Origin of the sequence: Marinobacter sp. NSM, assembly GCF_052380025.1 — a bacterium.
GTDB lineage: Bacteria > Pseudomonadota > Gammaproteobacteria > Pseudomonadales > Oleiphilaceae > Marinobacter.
Genome location: NZ_JBQTCK010000013.1, coordinates 20,354 through 36,607, shown reverse-complemented (window position 1 = coordinate 36,607; position 16,254 = coordinate 20,354). Strand labels below are relative to the sequence as shown.

General features: G+C 56.6%; 32 protein-coding genes and 1 pseudogene. 11 read left to right on the top strand and 22 right to left on the bottom strand.

The features are described 5' to 3' along the window. Window positions 1-136 precede the first annotated feature (136 nt). From ACTZWX_RS17480 to ACTZWX_RS17390, 19 genes and pseudogenes are all read right to left on the bottom strand, one after another. On the bottom strand, window positions 137-1,099 hold the full coding sequence (locus tag ACTZWX_RS17480; RefSeq protein WP_444715010.1) for a tyrosine-type recombinase/integrase: 963 nt from the start codon (window positions 1,097-1,099) through the stop codon (window positions 137-139). Beyond that, a pseudogene (locus tag ACTZWX_RS17475) lies at window positions 1,100-1,213 on the bottom strand (phage integrase Arm DNA-binding domain-containing protein); the annotation flags it as partial. Beyond that, window positions 1,210-1,404 carry a hypothetical protein gene (locus tag ACTZWX_RS17470; protein ID WP_444715009.1) on the bottom strand — a complete coding sequence of 65 codons (195 nt, stop codon included), beginning with the start codon at window positions 1,402-1,404 and terminating at the stop codon, window positions 1,210-1,212. The gene ACTZWX_RS17470 and the pseudogene ACTZWX_RS17475, both read right to left, overlap by 4 nt. A gap of 2 nt (window positions 1,405-1,406) precedes the next feature. Continuing rightward, complete coding sequence (locus ACTZWX_RS17465; protein ID WP_444715008.1) at window positions 1,407-1,766, bottom strand: hypothetical protein; 360 nt, start codon at window positions 1,764-1,766, stop codon at window positions 1,407-1,409. Then, window positions 1,763-1,990 (bottom strand): hypothetical protein, encoded by a 228-nt coding sequence (locus ACTZWX_RS17460; protein ID WP_444715007.1) that lies wholly within the window; start codon window positions 1,988-1,990, stop codon window positions 1,763-1,765. Before ACTZWX_RS17460 ends, ACTZWX_RS17465 begins: the two co-directional genes overlap by 4 nt. Beyond that, on the bottom strand, window positions 1,990-2,865 hold the full coding sequence (locus tag ACTZWX_RS17455) for a hypothetical protein (protein WP_444715006.1): 876 nt from the start codon (window positions 2,863-2,865) through the stop codon (window positions 1,990-1,992). The genes ACTZWX_RS17460 and ACTZWX_RS17455 overlap by 1 nt, the downstream gene beginning before the upstream one ends. After that, window positions 2,862-3,074 (bottom strand): crAss001_48 related protein, encoded by a 213-nt coding sequence (locus tag ACTZWX_RS17450; RefSeq protein WP_444715005.1) that lies wholly within the window; start codon window positions 3,072-3,074, stop codon window positions 2,862-2,864. Before ACTZWX_RS17450 ends, ACTZWX_RS17455 begins: the two co-directional genes overlap by 4 nt. Next, on the bottom strand, window positions 3,071-3,553 hold the full coding sequence (locus ACTZWX_RS17445) for a hypothetical protein (protein ID WP_444715004.1): 483 nt from the start codon (window positions 3,551-3,553) through the stop codon (window positions 3,071-3,073). Before ACTZWX_RS17445 ends, ACTZWX_RS17450 begins: the two co-directional genes overlap by 4 nt. A gap of 2 nt (window positions 3,554-3,555) precedes the next feature. After that, window positions 3,556-3,738, bottom strand: coding sequence for a hypothetical protein (locus tag ACTZWX_RS17440; RefSeq protein ID WP_444715003.1), 183 nt, complete (start codon window positions 3,736-3,738; stop codon window positions 3,556-3,558). After that, complete coding sequence (locus tag ACTZWX_RS17435; RefSeq protein WP_444715002.1) at window positions 3,735-4,019, bottom strand: hypothetical protein; 285 nt, start codon at window positions 4,017-4,019, stop codon at window positions 3,735-3,737. The genes ACTZWX_RS17440 and ACTZWX_RS17435 overlap by 4 nt, the downstream gene beginning before the upstream one ends. Continuing rightward, complete coding sequence (locus ACTZWX_RS17430; protein ID WP_444715001.1) at window positions 4,019-4,231, bottom strand: hypothetical protein; 213 nt, start codon at window positions 4,229-4,231, stop codon at window positions 4,019-4,021. Before ACTZWX_RS17430 ends, ACTZWX_RS17435 begins: the two co-directional genes overlap by 1 nt. Then, window positions 4,228-4,386 carry a hypothetical protein gene (locus ACTZWX_RS17425; RefSeq protein WP_444715000.1) on the bottom strand — a complete coding sequence of 53 codons (159 nt, stop codon included), beginning with the start codon at window positions 4,384-4,386 and terminating at the stop codon, window positions 4,228-4,230. Before ACTZWX_RS17425 ends, ACTZWX_RS17430 begins: the two co-directional genes overlap by 4 nt. Continuing rightward, a complete protein-coding gene (locus ACTZWX_RS17420) occupies window positions 4,383-4,919 on the bottom strand; it encodes a hypothetical protein (protein WP_444714999.1) in 537 nt (178 codons plus the stop codon). Before ACTZWX_RS17420 ends, ACTZWX_RS17425 begins: the two co-directional genes overlap by 4 nt. A 2-nt stretch (window positions 4,920-4,921) precedes the next feature. After that, complete coding sequence (locus tag ACTZWX_RS17415) at window positions 4,922-5,263, bottom strand: hypothetical protein (RefSeq protein ID WP_444714998.1); 342 nt, start codon at window positions 5,261-5,263, stop codon at window positions 4,922-4,924. Next, window positions 5,263-5,790 carry a hypothetical protein gene (locus ACTZWX_RS17410; RefSeq protein WP_444714997.1) on the bottom strand — a complete coding sequence of 176 codons (528 nt, stop codon included), beginning with the start codon at window positions 5,788-5,790 and terminating at the stop codon, window positions 5,263-5,265. Before ACTZWX_RS17410 ends, ACTZWX_RS17415 begins: the two co-directional genes overlap by 1 nt. After that, on the bottom strand, window positions 5,783-6,073 hold the full coding sequence (locus tag ACTZWX_RS17405) for a hypothetical protein (RefSeq protein WP_444714996.1): 291 nt from the start codon (window positions 6,071-6,073) through the stop codon (window positions 5,783-5,785). The genes ACTZWX_RS17410 and ACTZWX_RS17405 overlap by 8 nt, the downstream gene beginning before the upstream one ends. Then, the gene (locus ACTZWX_RS17400) at window positions 6,066-6,254 is read right to left on the bottom strand and encodes a carbon storage regulator (RefSeq protein WP_444714995.1); all 189 of its coding nucleotides are present in this window, start codon (window positions 6,252-6,254) and stop codon (window positions 6,066-6,068) included. The genes ACTZWX_RS17405 and ACTZWX_RS17400 overlap by 8 nt, the downstream gene beginning before the upstream one ends. 10 nt (window positions 6,255-6,264) lie before the next feature. Further along, on the bottom strand, window positions 6,265-6,468 hold the full coding sequence (locus tag ACTZWX_RS17395; RefSeq protein WP_444714994.1) for a hypothetical protein: 204 nt from the start codon (window positions 6,466-6,468) through the stop codon (window positions 6,265-6,267). Between the two features lie 11 nt (window positions 6,469-6,479). Then, entirely contained in the window at window positions 6,480-6,869 is a 390-nt protein-coding gene (locus ACTZWX_RS17390; RefSeq protein ID WP_444714993.1) for a response regulator transcription factor, read from the bottom strand. A gap of 149 nt (window positions 6,870-7,018) precedes the next feature. Here ACTZWX_RS17390 and ACTZWX_RS17385 point away from each other — a divergent pair, with 149 nt between their 5' ends. Next, entirely contained in the window at window positions 7,019-7,732 is a 714-nt protein-coding gene (locus ACTZWX_RS17385) for an HNH endonuclease family protein (protein ID WP_444714992.1), read from the top strand. Window positions 7,733-7,757: 25 nt separating this feature from the next. On the opposite strand, the gene ACTZWX_RS17380 is transcribed toward ACTZWX_RS17385, so the two are convergent. From ACTZWX_RS17380 to ACTZWX_RS17370, 3 genes are read right to left on the bottom strand one after another with little or no spacing between them, the layout of a single operon-like run. Continuing rightward, window positions 7,758-8,261, bottom strand: coding sequence for a hypothetical protein (locus ACTZWX_RS17380; RefSeq protein ID WP_444714991.1), 504 nt, complete (start codon window positions 8,259-8,261; stop codon window positions 7,758-7,760). Window positions 8,262-8,289: 28 nt separating this feature from the next. After that, window positions 8,290-9,336 carry a hypothetical protein gene (locus ACTZWX_RS17375; RefSeq protein ID WP_444714990.1) on the bottom strand — a complete coding sequence of 349 codons (1,047 nt, stop codon included), beginning with the start codon at window positions 9,334-9,336 and terminating at the stop codon, window positions 8,290-8,292. A 26-nt stretch (window positions 9,337-9,362) separates the two neighbouring features. After that, a complete protein-coding gene (locus tag ACTZWX_RS17370; protein ID WP_444714989.1) occupies window positions 9,363-10,430 on the bottom strand; it encodes an XRE family transcriptional regulator in 1,068 nt (355 codons plus the stop codon). A 778-nt stretch (window positions 10,431-11,208) separates the two neighbouring features. Between ACTZWX_RS17370 and ACTZWX_RS17365 the strand changes: the two genes are divergently transcribed. The 10 genes from ACTZWX_RS17365 to ACTZWX_RS17320 all read left to right on the top strand — a co-directional run bounded on the left by ACTZWX_RS17365 (window position 11,209) and on the right by ACTZWX_RS17320 (window position 16,172). After that, entirely contained in the window at window positions 11,209-11,523 is a 315-nt protein-coding gene (locus tag ACTZWX_RS17365) for an endodeoxyribonuclease RusA (RefSeq protein WP_444714988.1), read from the top strand. A gap of 67 nt (window positions 11,524-11,590) precedes the next feature. Then, on the top strand, window positions 11,591-12,352 hold the full coding sequence (locus ACTZWX_RS17360; RefSeq protein ID WP_444714987.1) for a hypothetical protein: 762 nt from the start codon (window positions 11,591-11,593) through the stop codon (window positions 12,350-12,352). Then, window positions 12,349-12,669 (top strand): hypothetical protein, encoded by a 321-nt coding sequence (locus ACTZWX_RS17355; protein ID WP_444714986.1) that lies wholly within the window; start codon window positions 12,349-12,351, stop codon window positions 12,667-12,669. The genes ACTZWX_RS17360 and ACTZWX_RS17355 overlap by 4 nt, the downstream gene beginning before the upstream one ends. Continuing rightward, complete coding sequence (locus tag ACTZWX_RS17350) at window positions 12,669-13,550, top strand: YdaU family protein (RefSeq protein WP_444714985.1); 882 nt, start codon at window positions 12,669-12,671, stop codon at window positions 13,548-13,550. The genes ACTZWX_RS17355 and ACTZWX_RS17350 overlap by 1 nt, the downstream gene beginning before the upstream one ends. Beyond that, window positions 13,531-14,361: an ATP-binding protein gene (locus ACTZWX_RS17345; protein ID WP_444714984.1), complete on the top strand. Its 831-nt coding sequence runs from the start codon at window positions 13,531-13,533 to the stop codon at window positions 14,359-14,361. Before ACTZWX_RS17350 ends, ACTZWX_RS17345 begins: the two co-directional genes overlap by 20 nt. Window positions 14,362-14,473: 112 nt before the next feature. Next, a complete protein-coding gene (locus ACTZWX_RS17340; protein WP_444714983.1) occupies window positions 14,474-14,839 on the top strand; it encodes a hypothetical protein in 366 nt (121 codons plus the stop codon). Further along, on the top strand, window positions 14,836-15,138 hold the full coding sequence (locus ACTZWX_RS17335; RefSeq protein ID WP_444714982.1) for a hypothetical protein: 303 nt from the start codon (window positions 14,836-14,838) through the stop codon (window positions 15,136-15,138). The genes ACTZWX_RS17340 and ACTZWX_RS17335 overlap by 4 nt, the downstream gene beginning before the upstream one ends. 1 nt (window position 15,139) lies before the next feature. Further along, complete coding sequence (locus tag ACTZWX_RS17330) at window positions 15,140-15,472, top strand: nuclease domain-containing protein (RefSeq protein WP_444714981.1); 333 nt, start codon at window positions 15,140-15,142, stop codon at window positions 15,470-15,472. Next, window positions 15,469-15,660: a hypothetical protein gene (locus ACTZWX_RS17325; protein WP_444714980.1), complete on the top strand. Its 192-nt coding sequence runs from the start codon at window positions 15,469-15,471 to the stop codon at window positions 15,658-15,660. Before ACTZWX_RS17330 ends, ACTZWX_RS17325 begins: the two co-directional genes overlap by 4 nt. Further along, on the top strand, window positions 15,660-16,172 hold the full coding sequence (locus tag ACTZWX_RS17320) for a hypothetical protein (protein WP_444714979.1): 513 nt from the start codon (window positions 15,660-15,662) through the stop codon (window positions 16,170-16,172). Before ACTZWX_RS17325 ends, ACTZWX_RS17320 begins: the two co-directional genes overlap by 1 nt. The last annotated feature ends 82 nt before the right edge of the window (window positions 16,173-16,254 follow it).

The following is a 16,254-nucleotide window of genomic DNA, read 5'->3' as shown; positions in this document are numbered from 1 at the left end:
CATGGGGTGCAAGGGGTCGTAGGTTCAAATCCTACCGTCCCGACCAGAATTCCCCGAAAAGGCAGACACTTACAAGGCGTCTGCCTTTTTTCGTTTTGGGCCAACCAAAATACAACCAATAGAAAACCAAAACCCCCTACTCTGCAGCAACCTCTACCCACCGGATTTCATCGTGTCCTGAGTCATAGTTGCTGGTCATTTTTGCGCTGGCATGGCCCGCCAGTTGTTGCGGGTCTTCGCCTTTGTCCCGGTAACGCTTGATGCCCAGCGCCCGGATCTCGTGGAAGGTTGGCCGCTCATTTTCAGGCACGCCGTCGAACAGTCCGGATTCGTCCCGAGCTTCAGCGAATGCCCTGGTAATCATCTGCGGGCGAACCTGCGTCCAGTGGTCCATCCCCTCCCGCTCTTTTATCTTCCGCTCCGGCCTTCGATGCACCAGGTAGGGACTGGCCAGATCGTCACGGCACCGCCGGATCACCTTCTTCAGCTTCGGACCAATGCTGATGGCCAAATAGCCGGTGTCGTACTTCTCCGTTTTCTCCTGCACCACGTACAGCTTTTCGTCACGGATATTGTCGAACTTCATCCGCGACACATCACCCCGGCGTTGCAGCGTAATAAGAGCGAGATCCATGGCGTTCTGGGCCCATGCCGGGCACCTCGCATGGATGGTGTCGTACTGCGCCTGAGTGAGCCGCCGGCGGGCCTTCTTCTCTCTGCGCTTAAGCGTAGCCTCGGCGGGGTTGTCTGATCGGAGGCCTCGGCTTACCGCTACCCGAAACAACCCTGCAGCCACCTGACGAATCTGGTTCGCTGACCGCGGCGAATACTTTTCCAATAGCTCGGCAATGTCCTGAACGCTCACGTCCTCGACCGCCACATCCCCCATGGCAGCCTCCAACTTACGAGCCTGAACCCGATACATCTCCAGGGTGCTTGGCTTGTATTCCCGTTCTGGCGCCACGTTTTCGAAGAACCACTGGATATGCTGGCGGACAGTGATATTTCCCAGCACCTTCGCCACCAGGTCATTTTCCGGCATCAGGTGCGCATTCAGCTCCTTGGCAGCCGCGATGGCCTGGGCCTTATTGGAACCCATACCGTGGAACTTTCCGGTGACCGGGTGACGGTATTGGTATGACTTGCCACCGTTGTTCGGATACAGATTTGGCGGCAATGCCTTGTTCTTCGGTCTACGTGGCCTTGGGCTCATGCTGCCAGCACCTTATTCACCAGCGGGTTGTTCGACACTTTCAGGCGGTCCAGGTCAACGTAATAGATGGTTCCGATACGCTGGCCCGGCAGCTCACCCTCATCGATGCACTTTTTCAGCGTCTTCATGTCCGGCTCACTCCCCTTTTCAAAGTAGCGGGTCCGGAACTGGGTTGCTTTAATGAGTTTCACAGCTACACCTCCACCGACTCAACAACGGCCGGATTGCTGCCGCCACGATCCCGGGGCCAGTCAAACCGGTAATCCATCCGCACCAGGCCAATCTCCACCAGCAGGTGCACATGCTTCGCCACCACATCAATGCGCACCGGTGATGCCGTATACAGGTGCATTTCCCGGCACAGTAGCGGCCCGCCCCGCAGCGCCTCCATGATCTCGTCCATCACCCACTCAAGCGTCGGACATTGCACTGCCCTCATGCCCTGGTGCTCCAGATACGTTGCCGGGATCTGCCGGCCTCGATACCAGCGAGGGCTGGCGGGGCTGTAACCGGCCGGCTTTACTTCGGGCTCGAAAAGCTGCGCCTGGTTCATTGTTCGCTCCTGCATTCCGCCGCCATCCGGTCTATGGCTTCCCTGATGGCTGGCCACTCGCCCGGGTTAATCAAAATTGCGCCGGTGTTTGTTTGCTCGACTTTGAGAAACTCCCCGCCGCCCTCGTCGTCAATGCTGACTCTGGTGGCCATCTCGCTAAATGTGGAGCTGTCATTTGCCGGGTGCACCACGAGTTGTGTGGTTCGGGTTTTGTATTCAGTCATCATCCGCCTTCCTTCGAGGGCGGTTGTGGGCGCTTGAGGCCGGTTGGTTTCCAGTAGTGATCGGATACCGCCTCGACATGCCCAAAATACCCTGTATAAACAAGATCCCCATCAGAAACCCATACACAGCCCTCGCAGTCAGAATCTGCATCAGTTGGCAGCCTCTCGCTGCACTTAGTCCACCCATCACCCTCTGGCTGGGGTGTGGCAAGCAGCTCGCGCCGGTATTGAGCAACCACCAAAGCGTCTTCTCTGCTTGCTGGGCCAAGGTTGCCACCATTCTCAATGAGTCTCTGCAATGCCTCGTTTACGTAATCCGGCACACTCCCTTGCTGGGCGGGGTATTCAGTTGCTCGAAACACTGCATCAATAGCATTCTGCACCGGGCAGTTCGCACTGGAGTGTTCGCCTACTTCGACACCGAGCAGTTTGCCAACGTCTTCGGCCAGCTCCGTTGCCTTTTCCTCCCAGTGGTCACGCTCATGTATCAGTTGCAGGTCTGGGTCTTGCTGGGCGGGCCTGATGTATACAGGCGTTACCTCGCTGGAAAATTTCATCCAGCTCTCTGCCAGTTTTTTATCGGCGGTGAAGTTCAGACCATCATTTTTCATGGCTGACGGCATAACCCAGCCCATCACTTCCTGCCCACTTTGGGTGCGGGCGGCTTCCGGCTCTGCTTTCAGATGGCTATTCATGCCCTCAAGATAGGCCGCATACTCGCCGCCCTGATCCTCAAAATCATCCAGCCACATCACCCGCCCCGCCTCAGATACCGCCGCCCATGCCCCGGCTTCGTTCTTGACCAGCACGCCATGGACGGTTGCGCCCATCTGATCGAGTTTCTTCTGTGCGATTGGTTTTAGTTCGATGTTCATTCCACATGCTCCGGCGTCATAAGGTCCGCGATCCGCAACTTCAAAATCCCGAGATAGGTCTGCATTGCATGGTATTGAGCAACCAGCATTTCACGCTGGAAGTCTGGCAATTCCTCGTGCCTTCGAGATGCGATGAACTTGCATAGCTTTTCTGTCTTTGCTTCGAGCGCATCACGCTCTCGGTGTAGCCTCTGGATAACGTCAATCACACATCACCCCCAAACACCGTAAACCGGCACTGGCGATGACTAAGTGCAGCATTGATTTCTTCATCCGTTTCAAACGTCACCAGAATTGCTCGTCGGTGCGTTTCTTCCGTTTCTTCGATGGTCAACATACCCATGCTGGACACATCGCCCTGGACCATTTTCCTGGTGTCAGGAATATGGTCTGGCCGCGCATTCAGCGCTGACCGAATCACCCGCTCAGCATCGTTTCGGGCCGCTGCAACCACCATCGGGCTCCAGCTATCCGGCCACTCGCTGTTTTCTTCCCATGCCACCAGGCGCTGGGCGCCGGCCTCGATCATTTCCGGGGTGATAGATACTTCGCATGCTGAGCTATCAAGGATTCCTTGACAGTTGCCATGGCTGGCCCGGGCATTCCACCCCATGCGAACCAGCTCAATGCCCGCAAAGCTGAGCCCGGCAGTGCCGAGGTGCTTCTGTGCGTATTCTTCAAAGGTCATGATTAGCCCTCATTATCCGAATCATTGAACAAGCACTCGCCGCAGTAGAATTCATCACAGTTAGGATCGGCCGGGTTCTTCGCGTTCATTGCCCCTTCGCCGCACTCCGGACAAGTCGGGCCGTGGTTATACAGCTGTTCCTGGTAATCCATCAGGTCTTGCTCTGTGTAATCTTTGGAATTCACGCTGCCCTCTCCTCATATCCCCGGTAACACTCCGCCCCTGAAGGCTTATCAAACGGGCAGTTGCACTCCGGGTAGTTGCAGGCCCGGCTGGCGGGCTTTTTGAGATCTGCGTACACCAGGCTAAGGAGGTATTCGGTTTGATCTTCGTAGCCCTGCCGTGCTGCAGCTTTCTGGATGCACCAGCGTTCTGTGCCGGTGAGCTCCATTCGGTAGGTCTGCACATCCAGTTCCTTTTCCCGCTCCCGCTGGCGGCGCTTTCGTTCGGCTGGACTCAGTGCCATCACGCATCCCCCAGGACATTCAGCGCCTTTCGGCCAGCCTTTATAAGGGCCTTCCGGTGGCTGATCTTCTCGATGCCGTTGGCGTTCATGTAGTGCAGGGTCTCGGCCACGGTGGCGAGAGTACTCACTGGTGTGACTTCCGCGGAGCGCATCATGTCGCACTCACAGTCGCTGGCTGAACTTCCAATTACATATTGAGGACCTTTGCTCATGATTCTGTCTCCACGTCTTTCAAGTGTTCCAACCACACATCCCATTCCTCAGGCTGCAACCAGGTACCGTTACTGAGCACCGCGCAACCGCTTGAGTGGATGTAGGCCAATCCCGTTTTCTTAATCAGCTCAATGATTTCGTCTGGCGATCTCATGCTGCTGCCAGCTCCCTTTTCCGTTCCTCCTGGTAATCCTCATTTACTTGGCGCCACAGCAGCTGGCGGGCTTTTGACGAAGCGCCCAGATCGACCAGGGTGAGCTCTTCGTCTTTGGGATCTTTAAGCCAGGTGCCGGCAATCCAACCAACATCGACAACCTGGTCGTATCGCTGCGCCTGAAGAACCAGTGTCCGCAGTTCGTGGTACAGGTCGTTAAACTCGCTGAGGCGCTGGTTCTCCATGATCCGGACTTCTTCCTCTACCCACTCTGTCCCGGCCCCGTCCCAACAGAGCGCTCGGACGCACACGATCCAGCTGTTCCGGTGGCGGGTAACGGCGTTAGCCACCTTTGGCTCCAGCGGCTCCCACCCTTTGATGGTTCGGGTAACCGCAACGGCATTCTGGCTGGCACTGCCGACCTCACGGTCGGTTTCCCAGGTCCAGATCCGGGTTCGCCCGAAAAAGCGCTGGGCGCGCTTCTGGCCGCAGTGCGCTTTGCGCTGGCGGGGCTTCTGCTGATTTCGAGCCATGGTTAGTGCCCCCTCCGACACTCATCGACAAACGGGCCAACAAGTGAGAGAAAGTCGTCCTTGCTATAGGCACACCACTTCTTCAGGTCATCAATCACTTCTTGGAAATAAGCTTTCCGGCTCAAAAGTTCGCCGCCCGTTCGCGGATTCGGAGAGTCCAGGTAGTACACCTCCCCTTCGCCCTCGCAGACCTCGCAATACTCGTCCAGCTCGCTCCCACAGCAATCGCATAAAGAGTGAATCTCTCCCATTCCCTTGCATTCCTCACAAGGAACCGGTGGGTTATCCTCCTCCAGCGCCTGCCGCTTCAGGTCACTCCACTGGTCATAGCTGGCAATAAGCATCACGCCACCTCACCCACATACGCTTCCTGAATGGCCTTGAAGGCCTCCAGGTCTTCCGGCTTCTGGATGGCAAACCGAGCCCCGCGCCATGCCAGGAACACCTCGTCGGCCTCGATCACCAGGCTGCTGCCGTTCGGGATCTCGTGCTGAAGTCGCCGGGCCATATCAAAAGCGCTCACCGGCTCGGCCTTCGCGTCACTTTCTGCTTTCCGTGACGTGTCACGAATGCCCTGTTCCCAGTCCGAAACCACGGTTACCTTCTCGTTCACCGGCCCCTCTACTGGGATTTGCTCCGGGGCTTCGTCTTTCTTGCCCAGGTCACTGACACCTCCCAGCCGCTCGCGGCCCTTTTGAGTCAGCGCCCAATAGCCGTTCGACCGCTTGTGAATCAGCCCGCCGCTGCGCATGTTGCCCAGAATCTTTGATGCGAAAGCCCTGTCGGACCATTCCGGGAACGCCTCCATCATCGCTTTGGTTGAGCGCTCGGCTTCCTTGATCGCTCCGAGCACGTCCAGAACATCAGCCATGGTTCGATTCCTCCGTCGATTCCCGATCAATCTGCTTCAGCAGCTCGTCGGAATTCCGGATCGCTGCTTTGTATGTGTTCAGCGGGCATGCCGCCATCTTCGCCAGGCCGGTCAGGTCTTTGAGCACCTGGTAAAGCTCGTCTGCGTAACGAACCTTCGCAGTTTCAGCCCGCAGAGGGATCACAAAACCACCTGCCCGATCGGTACAGAAGTCCGCGGGGCCCTTGTGAACAAACGCTCCCGCCACCTGCCCTTCATGTATCCATGCCCATGCATCAGCCACGGCGCTTGCCCTCCCGCTTCTTTAGGTGGATCTCCTCGCGGTCGATGGTCACAGACTGGGGCGCGATGATTCCCATGCGGGCGGTGTTGCCGCTGTTGTGGATCATCACCACCTTGATCTCCGGCCCATTCTCCGGGGTGATCACCAGCGCTTCGCCGTCCTTCCTGGTAACTACCAGCATGCCGATCTCCTTACGCCGCGCCGGGGCCTGGTTGGTTGATTGCCCGCAGCCGCACCGGCAAACGGACGATGTTTTGTTCCCTTGGAATCACCTTGTAGGTCCGATTAGCGCCCAGGCGAATCTCACAACCCAGCTCAGTTGCCAGCTGGCGGAGTGCCGGATCCAGCTTTGCCAGGGTCAGGTTCTCCGGAAATTCCACAGTTACAGCTGCCATGATGGTGCTCCTTATGCGTAGACGCCGCGGATAACGGTGCGGCCAATGGTGTTCTGGGTAACGGGAGGACGGCCGCCACTGATCGGCGTGGGCCGGCTGCGCATCGCGGGCAGCATGGCGAAAGCCATCAAAGCCCAGGCGAGCATCCGGGCCCGGAACAGGCCCTGCATCCAGCCCTGGGAAATCAGATCTACCCTGCTGTGCGCGTGAAACTGGTCTTTGGCCTCGTCGAGGTGCCAGTTAACGGTGTCTGGTGAGATATCGAGTTCGCGGCCAATCTCTTTGGCGCTCATGCCCCGGGCCGCCAGCATGACGACTTCGGCACGGCGAGGCGGAAGCAGTGTGGTATCCGCCAGCTCGACGGTCATTCGGGGGTAGTGTGGTTTCTGTCTGCGGCCCATGGTGTTGTCTCCCTGATCAACGACTATGGATACAGCGTATACAATATGTATCCTTTTGGTCAATACATTTTGTATCCTTTTGGGCAAATTTCCGTGACGTCACGAAATAGGCTATGGTTCTGCCCTCACCGATCAGGGAGACCGTCACATTGAAAGCAGTAGTGAATACCCTCTTCGCCCTAGTGCTGATAGTCAGCGCCGGCACAACACAAGCAGAGGTCGTCAAGAAATCGAAGTCAGGGATTTGCCACCCGCCCGCCAGCTCGCACTACGACAGAACAACGAACTACCAGGCGTTCAGCTCAACAGAAGAATGCATTCAGTCAGGCGGCCGCCTGCCAAAGAATCTGGTCATCGCCAAAGCCGAAGGCCCACAAGTAGCGACCGGCTACGATCGGAGCGAATTCGGTCATGGGTGGGCTGATATTGATGGGGATTGCCAGGACAGCCGTGCAGAAGCGTTGATCTCCGCCTCCACAACGACAGTAAGGTTTGCCGATGAAAGGCGCTGTAGAGTGGTTACCGGGCGCTGGATCAGCATGTTTACAGGAAACGTGATACAGAACGCCGGCGATATCGATATCGACCATGTGGTGCCCCTGAAGTGGGCCTGGGATCACGGCGCCAGCTCCTGGACGAAGGCAAAGCGAGAGAAGTTCGCGAACGATCCAGTAAACCTGATACCGGTAGAGGCCAGCCTGAACCGAAGCAAAGGCGCCCAAGGCCCGGAAAGCTGGTTACCGCCCTCCGGCAAATGCCAGTATGTCAGTCGGTTTGTGAGGATAGTGAAGGTCTACGGCCTTCAGCCAGATCAGGCCCAGTTCAGCCGTTACAAGCAGCTGCTGGCGGATTATTGCAGATAAGAAAAAGCCCGCTTGAGGGCGGGCTTTAACGACTAGGGTTGACGCCGGTCCTGGCCCGAAGCTTTCGCTTATTTCTCTGCGATTCTTTTCGGTTCTTGAGCTTTCCGACAAATTTGTGAGCCTCAGCGATCTGAGCCAAAAGGAAGCCGATACTAAGAATGCAAATGAAGAGAAGGCCTCCAATCAGAGGAACCCCCCAAGACAGAACAGCAGGCAGGTCCTTGCCTACGAGAACAATGCCAAGCGATACAAACGCTGCAATTACGTAAAACGAAATCGCTAGGTACATCTGACGGAGCTTTTCATCAACGATTCCGGCCAGCCGGCGCCTTTCATCTCTATTGAGGCCGTCACTATTGGAATGCAGGTCGTTCAGTTTATTTATTGCAGACAGGCCAATGCCTACGGGAATCAGCATCAAAGAACATACGTACCACGGTATAGCTTGTCGCGCTTCTGTTGTCTGAAACACATAGGCAAACAATAATGCCCCGGCCGCTGCGGCTCCAATCACGACCAACGCACCCATAGCGGTCCAACCGGACTGATCTGGCAGCCTAGTCGTCTCCATCCGGGTCAATGTATTCGATTTCGTCATCATCGATTTTCGATAGAAGCCATGTGTGCATTTGATGGTATAGGTCACTTTCATCGACAATTCCATTTGTGGCTTGGACATTCAAATGACCGTTCAGGCGAACTTCCTTGCCGAGCAACTTGCCACCGCCTTTGAGCTCCACTACCACATCGTCATCGTGGCTGTGCCTCATGGAGGCGGCGATATTATCCAACATTTGCTGACCGGTTTTCGAGGTCTTTCTCAAATACGTAACCTTTAACTGTACCTGAAGGTTAGCTTCATCTAACGAATCATCCAGCTTCAACCTATTAAACCAATCGGCCCCCATGGCGGCACTTAAAATGTCTGCGCCGCGGCCAGCAGGAACCCACTGAACTCCTTTGGAGACAGATTCGCCGCTGTCATCACCGCTCTGTTGTTCTGATGTTTCGACAGGCGTACCAATACTGACAGTCTTAACTGGCGATCGTTCAACCTTAGCGCGAACCTCTTCCGTGATTTTGTCCTGCAGCATCAAGGCCGAATTCCTGGCCATGATGCTTAGTCGGGTACCCAGAAGCCAGCTTAAATGGGTCTCCAGTTCTCTCGACGTCAATGCTTGGGATTGCATCAGAACAATGTGGTTATCAAGGCAACCGAAATAGAGAATCGAATCTATAAACTCCTTCTTACGCCGCACCTTTTCAGACTCCGACTCTCCCTCTTCGCCAGCGACAGCATCACTAGTGATGGTGTCGATCGAATATTCAGAGGCTTGCTCATCTAGAGTCATAAGCACTTGGCTTCGACCAGATTCGAATCTGACTAATTGCCCAAAAAACATGCCTTGGAAGACCGTATGGTGATTGATCAGGCGACATATTGAGTCATGATCTGGATTGATCTTCTCCATACGATTGGCAGCGTAATGCGCATCACTTTGATCGCACAGAGCGGCCTCAAGCATCTCCTGGAGAGTCTGGGTCTGGTTCGATATCGTGGCGACTTTGTAATGAATGGACTTGCGCTTTTTTTCCCTTCCCAAAACATTTCTCCTTATTGGTTATGCCCTTACCTCAATACTGACCACCAAAACACACGGCCAATCACGCGGACATTGGATGCCATCTCTTCAGCAGTTACTTCTTCAACTGGATGTTCACTCGCATTCTGGCTCACGATCTTGATGCCGCCACCAGGGCGTCGGTGCAGGTACTTCACGCGGAGCATGCCTCCGTGGTCGATCGCGTAGATCTCGCCATCCTTGATGGCCTTATCGGCGGTGTTCACGCCAACACAGGTACCATCGGGCATGACCGGCTCCATGGAGTTGCCACGCACAAACGCGCATGCGGCGGATTCAGCTGGTACGCCAGCCCGGCGCAGGGTGGATTTAGCAAAACGAAGCTTTGCCCCGTGGTTCTCTATCACCTGAGTGGCGCCACCTCCTGCCGCCAGCTCGACTTCCCTGAAAAGAGGCAACTCCACTTCATCCTCATCCAATGGCGTGTTGCTGTCCCAGGCATCCATGTGCCCGAAGAACTCCAGTTCATTTCTTCTAAGATATGCGACGCTTGGCTCTCTGACCTCCGTTAACCCCAGTTCGTCTGGCTCTTCAAGCGCTGCAGCATCTTCAAATCTGCCACTCTGGATATCGAGCTGATCCTGAATCGCACGCTCTTTTGCTTCCTCCTCAGCCTCGTAACGGTCATAGACCTCTTGATCAGTTAGGTTCTCGTCTCCTGGCCTTCGATGCTTCTTAGCAAACACCTTGATTGCTGTAGCGAATATATCGAAATTTTTCTTCTTAGGCCCTTCGCCGGTTAGAAGCCAGTCGATATCAACGTCAAGGAACTCAGCCAGAGCTTTAAGCTGAGAAGCAGAAGGCTCCCTTCGTCCGCTCAAATAATGGCCGACCGCACCTCTGGTAGAAACACCAAGTACAGATGTAAGGCGGTCTTGCGTGACCCCTTTCTCTCTCATTACTGACCGCACGCGGTCTTGCCAATTTTCCATAATTCGAATGGTACGCAATGTATCCATTCTGGCAACGACACTTTTTGTATCCAAATCAACTTGACTCGATACGGAATGATATATATCGTATCCCTCATGAACATACAGACCTTCATCCAGCAAGTAGGGCCGGAATCTGCTGCCAAAACACTTGGCGTTTCGGTTTCTGCAATCAAGCACTACCGGAACGGTATCCGGCGGATAGCTCCTGCAAACGTCATTTCCGTCTGTGCATCGACCGGATGGAGAGTTACGCCGCATGAAGCGAGGCCGGACATCTACCCGAACCCTACTGACGGACTCCCGGCGGATAAGCAATCCGGAGAGGCCGCCTGATGGTTCCCATTGAAACACACCATCGCTGGCGGAATACCCGCCTGACTATGGGTGGTTATTCATACAGGTATTGATGCAGGCGCGAGCTGCAGCGCTATCAGAAGCAGCCGGTAACAGTCGCTGGCCAGGCGTAAGCCGAGGTGCCGACATTGCAGGTGGAGATAGGGACCACCGATAGAACGCCAGCAGCGTGGGCCAAAGGACCGTCACGACCTCCGCCCCAGGTGACCACGTTGACAGCCCGGAAAGACGGGCCGTATCCGGGAGGGCTCTGCTCCCTCAACCAAGGATGACCTGGCAGGTCCCCAGTCTGCTGCGTCAGGTAGAGCCTTCCACGGATGCGTAAGGGGTTGGGAGTTTCCCGGCCGACGCATCAAACAGCGATGACAAGCTGCATGTGGCTCCCACCGGTAGGGGGTCTGGGTAACCTCCCATCAAAAGGTATACGGCGGTGATACCGGATAACCCGCTAGCTTTATGAGCGTGACACGTCACGAAATACAAAACCGGACAGTGGAGCAGTCATGCCAGAGAAATTGCAGATCACCCTGCCCGGGCCGCAGAGATGTACCGCTACACGTGCAAGGTCGAATCGCGGAAGGCCATCAACCAGGGCAAATGGGATCTGGAGCCCCTGCGCGATCTGGTTGCCACTGGCGGTGAAATTCATGTGTTCCTGGACTTCTGCCCACCTGATCGCCGGGCACGCGATGACGACAACGTGGTTGCCGCGTTCAAGTCCGGCCGTGATGGGCTGGCGGATGCCCTGGGAATCGACGATTCCCACTTTCGGACGCACCCATTCCTGAAGCGCGACGAGATCGTGAAGCCGTTGGGTGAGGTTCGGGTGGTGATTACGGGGAAAGGGCCAGAGGCCTGAAAAAAGAAAACCCGGCTCAAACGCTGGTGGAACAGCTCGCCGGGTTAACCAAGTACAGGAGAAGATTATGAACGAAGTTATCCACAGCTTCAATTCTAATTCGGAGACTCTCTCCAGCATCGATCTGCTGGAGATGGTTAACGGGGCCCGGAAAGAGCACGGTGAGAACCCCATCCGCAGGAACGATTTCCACGCGAGAATTGCTGACGAGCTGGAAGGGGAGCACTACGAAACTTTCGTAGTTCAAAATCCGAACAGCACATCAACATCGGCCTTCTTGCTAACCCACGAGCAATGCCTGCTGGTATCGATGCGCGAATCCAAGGCGGTACGGCGCTCGGTCGTTAAAAGGCTCAAGGCCTTAGATGGCCAGCAAAAGACCCCCGCCTGGCTGCAGAACCTCAGCCCCCAGGCCAAGGTTGTCATCGAGGACCTGAACTCTCAGGTTGACCATTACCGCAGCGAAACCCAGCGCCTGAACTCAGTGTGCAACGATCTGGCGGCCAATCTGAAGAACGGTATTACCCCGCCTGCATTCTGCCGGATGCTCAATGGCGTGAACGTAAACCGCGTTCAGCCCCTGCTGGTTGAGCGCAAGCGCCTCATCAAAACGTCTCACGGGTACCGCAGTGCCTCGGCCTACAGGGACAAGCTTTTCACAGAACGCCGTGAGCTGAACCAGGAAGGCCGGCTTTGCGAGAAGGTGGTCCTCACCCTCAAGGGCGCCAAGTGGCTGTATGCCGAATATGAGAAGGGCCACCTCGATATGAAGAAGGACTGGGATGGCCAGTTCAGCCACCTGATTCTGGATCAGGAGGTTGCTGCATGACTGCTCAGCAGACACCCGAACAATTCACCCGAGCCCGGCTCCTGATCGAGCTGGCGGATGAGGCAGCCGCTTACCTGAAGGCGAAGGATGTGGCCAGAGAGAAGCGCCACATCTACCGCTGCTGCCGTGACCAGTACCTCTACCGCAACGGGATCACCGAAACCAAGTGGGGCGATCTGGTGGATGACAGGGCATTCCAGATGGCCACCGGCAAGCCTTACCGGGAATGGCGCAAAGCCCGCCAGCAGCAGTACAACGCCGAGCGGCGTATGGACCGTCGGTTTCGGAAACTTATTCAGCAAGGAGCAGTACAGTAATGGCCGCACTACCGTATATCCAGCTTTACACGGCAGATTACCTGGCCGACACCATGCATCTGACTACGGAAGAGCATGGCGCGTACCTGCTGCTGATCTTCAACTACTGGCAGACCGGCAAGCCGATCCCCAAAAAGCGCCTGCAAAAGATTGCACGGATTTCCAACGACCGTTGGCCTTCCGTTGAAGATTCGTTGAGCGAGTTCTTCGCGGACGATGGTGAATTTTGGGTGCATGGCCGCATTGAGCGCGACCTCGATGCCGTGAAGGATGCTCAGGAACAACGTGTAAAGGCCGGAAGGGCTTCCGCAGAGGCAAGAAAGCGCTCAAAACAAACGAAATCCGAACGGGAAGTTAACGACCGTTCAACGCCCGTTGAAATTCCGTTGGAACGAAAAGGCAGCGAGAAGCCAACGAATAAAGATACAGATACAGATACAGATACAAAGAATAAAACACTTGGCCCATCGGCAAGCGATGCGCCCACGCAGAGTGAATCGGCCAAGGCTGGCAGATCCGAGAAAAAACCGCCCTATCCACAGGAATTCGAACTGGCTTGGCAGAAATACCCCAAGCGCCCCGGCAGCAATCCGAAGCGCCAGGCGTTCAAGGCATGGTCTGCCCGGACCAAGGAGGGCCACGACCCCGCCGTGATACTCGCTGGCGTGATCCGCTACGCGAAGTTCTGCCAGTCCACAGGGAAGGCCAACACCGAATACGTGATGCAAGCGGTGCGGTTCTTTGGCACGTCCTGCGAGTTTGAAAACGAGTGGACCCCGCCAGAGCCCTTTCCAGACCGTCCCCGGCATTCGGGATTCAGTGAGATCGATTACAGCCAAGGCCTGAAGCAGGAGGTGCCCGATGGGGTCGCTAATTTCTGAGCTGCTGGGGCAACCCGACGAGCAGATGGATCACATCCTGGGCATCGATGACCGCCGCAAGGGCGAGTGCGAACAGCACGGAAACTTCATCGACGTGCACCACAGCGGCAAGGGCCGTGTTTCCGAAGGCTGGAAGGGCTGCCCGGAGTGCGCGGAAGAAGCCCTGCAAGCCCGGATGCGGGAGGAAGAACGCCAGCGCCAGATGGAGATGATGCGCCAGCGTGCATCCCGGTACGTGGCCCAGGCCGATATTCCCAAGCGTTTCTCCGATAAGGGCTTTGCTGACTACAAGCCCGTGAACGGCAAATCCGCCAGCATACTGCGCAAGATTCAGGACTACGCCGATCTGCTGGCCTCCGGAGATCACGGCGGCCGGTCCCTGATCCTGCTGGGCAACGTGGGCAACGGCAAAACCCACCTGTCCTGCGCCCTACTGCGTGATGTAATCCTGAGAACCTGCAAGCCCGGCGCCTACTGGACGTTTGCCGAGCTGGTGCGTGAGGTGAAAGGCAGCTGGAGGAAGTCCGCCGATTACAGCGAACAGGATGTTTACGACAAGTTCGCCAAGCCGGAGCTGGTGGTGATCGACGAGGTGGGCATGCAGAACTTCACGGAGTTCGAGCAGACCGTGGCCTATGAAGCGATCAATGCCAGGTACCTGCTGGAAAAGCCAACAGTGGTGGTCACCAACCTGCCTGCCGGCGACTTGAGCAAGTGCCTCGGAGAGCGCGTGGTTGACCGGCTCCGTGAGAACGGCGGCAAGGCTTTGGACTTCGACTGGAGCTCTTACCGGAATGGAGGTGGCCAGTGAGCCAGAACGCTAATCCGCCAGCCTCTGGCGTAACCCACACCAAAACCAGCCGCAAGGAGGCGAAGGCCTTGCTGGCGGATCTCCGGAAGCAACTGACCGAAGGGAAGAGCAAGTGATTGATCACCTGACCAAACTGAGAGCCCGAAACGCTGCCCAGGCCTATATGTACGGGGTGAAGATTCGCCAAGATGCCAACGAGCTTTCCCCTGCGCGGCTAGCGGCGAAATTTGAAGTAAGCGTGCACGCGGTTAACCGTGCCATCGAGAACATGCCTACTGAGGCGCTATCGGCTGATGAGTCTGCCCTGGTACGGGCCTGCTACAGCGAGCACAAGTCCCTGGCAAGCCGATCCGAGCGGCTGACCCTGAATGCGCTGGCCCGGCATTACCAGGTAACTGTTCCCGATATCCAGGTGGAGCTGGATCTGGCCGGATACTTGAGCCCTCACCGGCACGGGCGCAAGGAGGTGGTGGCGTGAAGAAGAAGGCCGGCCCCGATCTGACGCCAAAGCGCATGGAAACCGCCCCCTGCCCTGACTGCCACCGGGGCTTTGTGCAGGGCGTGTTCCACACCATGCCCTGCTTTACCTGTTTCGGTGTCGGCCGGCTGCAGGACGGGGCGCCGCTCAAAGACGATGACGCAAAGGTTTTGTTGCGTATGGCCTGCAACGATCTGCAAGACGAAAACCGCAAGCTTAGGCTGCAGATCGCCGAGCTGAAGTCTGGCGAAGCCGGCAGGGGTTATGGCGCTGGCGGATCACGGTACCACGGAGACTGACATGCTGAAGAAACCAACGCCCATTCGCTCGAACCATATCCGGAACGCGGCCCGGGGTCAGGAGTGCACCTTGCAGATCGTTGGCGTGTGCAACGGTGACTGGAACACCACCGTACTGGCCCATCTTCCAGACGAGAGCCATGGCATTGCCAGGAAGGCTGACGACCTGAGCGCCTGCTTTGCCTGCGATGCCTGCCATTCGGTGATCGATGGTCGGGTGAAGTGGCCACCCATGGAGCGGGAGCACAAAGACTGGTACCTGCGCCGGGCACAGATGCGCACCTGGCGAGAGCTGTTCGGTATGGGGGTGATTACGATCAAGGGGGCGGCATGACGCCAGAACAGCATAAGGCCGAATGCCTGAAACGCTGGGAGGCACTGAAAGCTGAAGCTATGACCAAGTGGGGTCTGTTCCGGCGAAAGCGGATCAGTCGGGGGCAACTGGAACAATGGCTGAAACAGCAGTCAGAAATGGACGAAAGAACCATACGGGCGATGTTCAACGGGATGCGGAGTGGGTAATGGCAGAACAGAATCGGAGAACAGCAGAGCAGAGACGAGCCCGGGAAGCTGCCCAGCGGGAGGTGGATCGGTTCATTGCATACCTGCAGGGATTGGACACCATCGACCAGATCGCGCACCAGGGCCGCAGCATTATGGGCATGTGGGCCGACTTTGAGGGCAGGCCGCCATCCGGGTCTAGGTTCAGTGAGTTCTGTGTGCTGGCGGACAAGCTGGAGAAGATCCGGCTGCGGAATACGCCGGAGGAGTTCGCCCGGGCCTATGAGCGCTTGAGCGCCATGAGCAAGAAGTCTCCGTTGTTCGTCGAAGCCCTGGTGGTTGACCGGTTCTATCGGGGCCGCACAAAGGTGGCCGTTGACCCTTTTACCGAGCAGCGCTATGAAATCCACTGGAACGATGCGGCATGCGCCCAGCTTGTGGGCTGCACCGTGAAAGTGTTTCAGCGCCGCGTGACCAAGGGTTACAGCCAGCTGGAATGCCGGCTGGGCTTCGCCGAGGCCTGCGCTGCTTAATGAGGTATTGACTTCAGGGGTCCAGCGGCTACACTGTTTGCTAACTGGTCGAAATGACCCCAAACGAAACCGCCCTCACCCG

Coding starts and splice junctions, on each gene's coding strand:
- ACTZWX_RS17480 (WP_444715010.1), bottom strand. CDS start 1,099: ATGGGTTCCAATAAGGCCCAGGCCATCGCGGCTGCCAAGGAGCTGAAT.
- ACTZWX_RS17465 (WP_444715008.1), bottom strand. CDS start 1,766: ATGAACCAGGCGCAGCTTTTCGAGCCCGAAGTAAAGCCGGCCGGTTAC.
- ACTZWX_RS17460 (WP_444715007.1), bottom strand. CDS start 1,990: ATGACTGAATACAAAACCCGAACCACACAACTCGTGGTGCACCCGGCA.
- ACTZWX_RS17455 (WP_444715006.1), bottom strand. CDS start 2,865: ATGAACATCGAACTAAAACCAATCGCACAGAAGAAACTCGATCAGATG.
- ACTZWX_RS17445 (WP_444715004.1), bottom strand. CDS start 3,553: ATGACCTTTGAAGAATACGCACAGAAGCACCTCGGCACTGCCGGGCTC.
- ACTZWX_RS17435 (WP_444715002.1), bottom strand. CDS start 4,019: ATGGCACTGAGTCCAGCCGAACGAAAGCGCCGCCAGCGGGAGCGGGAA.
- ACTZWX_RS17430 (WP_444715001.1), bottom strand. CDS start 4,231: ATGAGCAAAGGTCCTCAATATGTAATTGGAAGTTCAGCCAGCGACTGT.
- ACTZWX_RS17425 (WP_444715000.1), bottom strand. CDS start 4,386: ATGAGATCGCCAGACGAAATCATTGAGCTGATTAAGAAAACGGGATTG.
- ACTZWX_RS17420 (WP_444714999.1), bottom strand. CDS start 4,919: ATGGCTCGAAATCAGCAGAAGCCCCGCCAGCGCAAAGCGCACTGCGGC.
- ACTZWX_RS17415 (WP_444714998.1), bottom strand. CDS start 5,263: ATGCTTATTGCCAGCTATGACCAGTGGAGTGACCTGAAGCGGCAGGCG.
- ACTZWX_RS17410 (WP_444714997.1), bottom strand. CDS start 5,790: ATGGCTGATGTTCTGGACGTGCTCGGAGCGATCAAGGAAGCCGAGCGC.
- ACTZWX_RS17400 (WP_444714995.1), bottom strand. CDS start 6,254: ATGCTGGTAGTTACCAGGAAGGACGGCGAAGCGCTGGTGATCACCCCG.
- ACTZWX_RS17395 (WP_444714994.1), bottom strand. CDS start 6,468: ATGGCAGCTGTAACTGTGGAATTTCCGGAGAACCTGACCCTGGCAAAG.
- ACTZWX_RS17390 (WP_444714993.1), bottom strand. CDS start 6,869: ATGGGCCGCAGACAGAAACCACACTACCCCCGAATGACCGTCGAGCTG.
- ACTZWX_RS17380 (WP_444714991.1), bottom strand. CDS start 8,261: ATGGGTGCGTTGGTCGTGATTGGAGCCGCAGCGGCCGGGGCATTATTG.
- ACTZWX_RS17365 (WP_444714988.1), top strand. CDS start 11,209: ATGTACCGCTACACGTGCAAGGTCGAATCGCGGAAGGCCATCAACCAG.
- ACTZWX_RS17360 (WP_444714987.1), top strand. CDS start 11,591: ATGAACGAAGTTATCCACAGCTTCAATTCTAATTCGGAGACTCTCTCC.
- ACTZWX_RS17355 (WP_444714986.1), top strand. CDS start 12,349: ATGACTGCTCAGCAGACACCCGAACAATTCACCCGAGCCCGGCTCCTG.
- ACTZWX_RS17350 (WP_444714985.1), top strand. CDS start 12,669: ATGGCCGCACTACCGTATATCCAGCTTTACACGGCAGATTACCTGGCC.
- ACTZWX_RS17345 (WP_444714984.1), top strand. CDS start 13,531: ATGGGGTCGCTAATTTCTGAGCTGCTGGGGCAACCCGACGAGCAGATG.
- ACTZWX_RS17330 (WP_444714981.1), top strand. CDS start 15,140: ATGCTGAAGAAACCAACGCCCATTCGCTCGAACCATATCCGGAACGCG.
- ACTZWX_RS17325 (WP_444714980.1), top strand. CDS start 15,469: ATGACGCCAGAACAGCATAAGGCCGAATGCCTGAAACGCTGGGAGGCA.
- ACTZWX_RS17320 (WP_444714979.1), top strand. CDS start 15,660: ATGGCAGAACAGAATCGGAGAACAGCAGAGCAGAGACGAGCCCGGGAA.